Origin of the sequence: Protofrankia sp. CiP1_Cm_nod2 (genome assembly GCF_920664355.1) — a bacterium.
Classification (GTDB): Bacteria; Actinomycetota; Actinomycetes; order Frankiales; family Frankiaceae; genus Protofrankia.
Window position 1 is genome coordinate 3987 of record NZ_CAKKTL010000268.1, and the last position, 3206, is coordinate 7192.

The 3206-nt window shown below is 76.2% G+C and carries 1 protein-coding gene; it reads right to left on the reverse strand.

Going from position 1 to position 3206, the window contains the following annotated elements; genetic code table 11:
* Positions 1–3206, reverse strand: a 3206-nt coding sequence (locus tag NBW84_RS21280) for a hypothetical protein (protein WP_250286745.1), incomplete at both ends; no start/stop codon positions are given.

Below are 3206 nucleotides of genomic sequence, written 5' to 3' on the forward strand. Positions count from 1 at the left end.
TCGCGGCGCGGATTGCCGTGGCGGGGCGGCTCGCCGGGAGGGCGTTCGCCGACGGGAGCTGGGTGATCGTGGTGGTGACGGGTGTGCTGGTCCGGGCGATCTCGGCGGTGCGGTCGTGGTGGGTCAGCACGATGATCTGCCATTGCCCGGCGAGCTCGGCGAGGACGCCGAGCGCGGCCGCGGTTCGTTGATCGTCGAAGGCCATCAGGACGTCGTCGAGGACGACGGGCAGCGGTGGATCGCCGCGGTCCTGGCGCTCACGCTGCAGCTGGCTGATCGCTGCGAGGCGAAGCGCCAGGTAGACCTGGTCCGTGGTGCCTTCGGAGAGCTCGTGCGGGGCCAGCTCCTGCTCGTCGGAGCGGATGACCCGCAGGCTGCGGCCGCCGGTGACGCCGGCGGCGCGCAGGGCGACGTAGCGTCCGTCGGTGAGCCGTTCGAGGAGGCCCCCGGCGTCGGCCAGCAGCGGGGAGGCGTGCTGACGCTCGTACGCGTCCAGCTGGTCACGCAGGATCTCATATTGGATCTTTAGTGTCAGGTGGCGTTCGGCGCTCTCGGCGATGACCGCGAGCTTCTCCTGCGCCAGGGCCGCCAGCTCGGCGGCGTTCGACTGGGAGGAGGTCAGCGCTGCCAGGCGCTCCTCGAGCCTGCCGAGCTCCTGGCGTGCCTGGTTGTGCTCGCCCTCGTGCCGGTGCCGGTCGGACGCCGCCGCCGCCAGCTCGTCCGTGAGCTCCTCGTCGGTGCGGTCGGCGAGTTCCTTGGCGAGCGTGTCCAGGTCCTCGTCCGGTGCGGCGGCGTGGATCCGTTCGGCCGCCCGCGTCCGGCGTTCCACGGCGGCGACGACGAGGCGCCCCCGGGCGGCCGCGGCCGCGAGGCACTCGACCAGCCCGGAGGGGCCAGACCATGGGCCAGAGCATGATGCTCCGCTGGCGGCCGCGTCGGCGTGGTCGCTGTCACCGGCCGGGCCGAGGCCGGCGGTGTCGCGCAGGTCCGTCAGGCGTGCCACCGCGCTGTCCCGTTGCCGGCCGGCCGCGCTGGTCTCGTCGTCGAGGCGGGCAAGATCCGTGTTGGTCCGCTCGACATCGTCGCGGGCGTTCCGGGCGGTCCGCACCGCGCCGGTGAGCAGCTGAAGATCTGTCGGCGGCTGGCTCGACGCGGCCGTCCGCAGGTCCGAGGACGCGGGAGGCGGCGAGGCGGCGAGGCTGCTGACGGCCGCGGCGTGCCGGCTGGCGAGCGTGGCGACGCGCTCGGCGAAGGCGGCGTGGCGGGCCCGGGCGCCGGCGGCGTCCTGGGTGGCCCTGAGGGCTCGGCGGTGGTGGTCGACCGCCTCGGTCAGCCGCCGCCGCCGTTCGGCCCAGCCGTCGGGGTGCAGCGCGGGGGACAGGAGCGCGGCCTGTCGCTGCTGTGCCCAGCGGGCCTGGGCCTCGTGGAGCTCCGCCAGCCGGGCCTGTCGGGCCCGCTCGGCCCGGTCCACCTCCTCAGCGCGGGCTCTGGCTGTGGCGTGGGCTTCCTGCGCGCGGGACGCCTCGTCGAGGACCTGGTCCGCGGCACCGAGCAGGGTGTCGAGATCGAGGCCGGATCCGGTCCCCACCGCCTCGCCGTTCTCGCCGCCGGTCGCGGCCACCGTGTCCACCCCGTCTGTGGTGATCCCGGCGCTGGTGGTGGCCTCCCGGCCGGGGGGAGCGGATGGCGCGGTCGGGGCTGGTGCTCCGAGGCCGGCCGCCGGGTCCTGGGCCGTGCCGGCGGGGGCGGCCGTGCCGGCGGGGGCGGTCGTGCCGGCGGGGGCGGCCGCGCCGGCGGGGGCGAGGAAGCCCAGGGCGCCGAGGGGGCTGAGGGCTGTGACCACGGTCAGGCGCTGGTCGTTCACAAGGCTGCTGAGGCCGGCGATGCGTTGCCGCGCGGCGAGCAGGTCCGCGTGCGTCTGCTGGGCCGTGCGCAGGGCGTCCAGCACGTCGTCGGCCGCCGGCTCGGCGGGGACGGCCACCTCGAGCTCGTTCCACAGCGCGGCCCACGCGCGGCGGGCCTCGTCGACGGACGCCGAGGCCTCGGTGTGGGCGGCCAGGGCCTCCGCGTGGCCGGCCTGCGCCGCCGCCGAACCGTCCCGCAGGTGCTCGGTGCGTACCGCCAGGCCGGCGTGCGCGGCGAGGTTCTCGGCGTACCGGTCGGCGATGTCGTCGGCGCGGGCTATCGCGGTGGTCACGGGCAGGACGAGCGCCTCGGTCTCGGCGCGGCGCAGGGCCGCCCCGTCGGCCGCGGCGTCCGCCAGCCGGTCCACCAGCCGGTTCCACAGCTCGGTCCGCTCGGCGCGGATGTCGTCGAGCTCGGTGCGCCGCGGGGGCTCGCTGTCACCGGCGTTAGCGAGCTGTTCTCGCAGCCCGGTCAGCCTGGTGGCCGCGGCCGTCAGGGCCGCCGCATGCTGGTCGACGGTGTGCGTGGTCCTGGTGAGTGCCTGGCGCAGCCGGTCGACGGTCTCCCGGGACGGCGGGTTCGGTGGGACGACGTCAAGGGCATCCGGTCTGCGGTACCCGGCGCGGCACAGGGCTTCCCGGCGTTCCCGCAGCGCGCGGGCGGCCTGGTCGACGGCCTGGCGGGTCTGCTGGCAGGCCGACCCGTCCTTGCGGATCTCCGTGACCGCCTGCCGCAGCAGGGTGACCGCGGCTGGGTCGAAGACGCGGCCGGTGCGGGCGGCGTCCGCCTGGCGGGAACGTGCTCCGGTCAGCTGGCGCTCGGCGTGGGTGACCTCGTCGGTGTGCTGGCGGATCACCTCGGCGATCTCGTCGAGCTGCCTGGCGATGTCCGCTGGGATGTGCAGCTCGCCGAGAATCGTGGCCGTCGGCCGGGCGTCGGCCGGGCCGGTCAGGTCGATGAGCAGCGCCCGGGCGTCCTCGTCGAGCTGGCGTGCCTCGGTTTCCAGCCGGTCGGCGAGCTGGGCGTCGGCGAGTCTGGCTTCCACGGCACGGTCGAGCGCGCCGATCTCGTCGGCGTCGGCGAGCAGGGCATCGTTCACCGCTTGCGACGCCTGCTCCCGCTGCCGGAGCTTGCCGGCACGTGCCTCTTCCAGCCGGCGCAGCTCGCCGGCCGCCTGGTCCAGGTCGGCGCGGGCGGCGTCGAACCCGGCGATCCCCGCCACGTCGAGCACGGCCGCGCCGTCCGCGCGCAGCCGGGCGATCTCGTCGCGGGCGGCGGCGAGGTCCCGCACGGCCGGGGCG